The organism is Primorskyibacter marinus (assembly GCF_003313245.1).
In the GTDB taxonomy this organism is placed as follows: Bacteria; Pseudomonadota; Alphaproteobacteria; order Rhodobacterales; family Rhodobacteraceae; genus Primorskyibacter; species Primorskyibacter marinus.
The window spans coordinates 1-666 of record NZ_QJSD01000059.1 but is presented as its reverse complement, the minus strand read 5'-3'; the positions used below and the strand labels follow the sequence as shown (position 1 = coordinate 666).

The window sequence follows — 666 nt, the reverse complement described above, 5'->3', positions numbered from 1 at the left end:
CGGAAGGGTATACCGGTTCCTATTCGCCGGTTCAGCGATTTATCCGAGACCTCAAGCGTGCCGACGCCGGATCGGGAGAGGCGTTCATCCCCCTGCATTTTGCTGCCGGTGATGCCCTCCAGTTTGACTGGAGCGAAGAACGCGTTGTTCTGGGCGGTGTCGAGCAGAAGGTGAAGGTTGCCCACTTCCGCCTTTGCCACAGCCGCAAGCCCTTTGTCGTGGCCTATCCTGGCGAAGTCCAGGAGATGGTGCTGGATGCCTTTGCGCAGGCGCTGTCTTTCTATGGCGGGGTTCCGCGCCGAGTGATCATCGACAACCCCAAGACCATGGTGACCCATGTCTCGCGCTCGAAGAACCGGATATTCCATCCCCGGTTCCTGGCCTTGATGAACCATTACGTAATGGAGCCGGTGGCCTGCACCCCGGCTGCGGGCTGGGAGAAGGGACAGGTCGAGAACCAGGTCCAGTTTTTGCGCGGCCGGTTGTTCGTGCCCAAACCTGCCTTTGATGATCTCGATGCGCTGAACGATTGGCTGCGGCTACGCTGTGAAGAGCTGGCAAACCGGCCCCATCCCGAGCAATCGGATCGCATGATTGCAGATCTGTTCGAAGATGAGCGCGCGGAACTGCGCCCTCTGGGGCGGGCATTTGACGGATATGTGGAAA

The 666-nt window shown here is 59.6% G+C and carries 1 protein-coding gene; it reads left to right on the top strand.

All coding sequences use genetic code 11. The features are described from left to right. Positions 1 to 666 (top strand): IS21 family transposase (gene istA / locus DMZ65_RS19375; protein ID WP_116600316.1); only part of this gene is annotated, 666 nt, incomplete at both ends.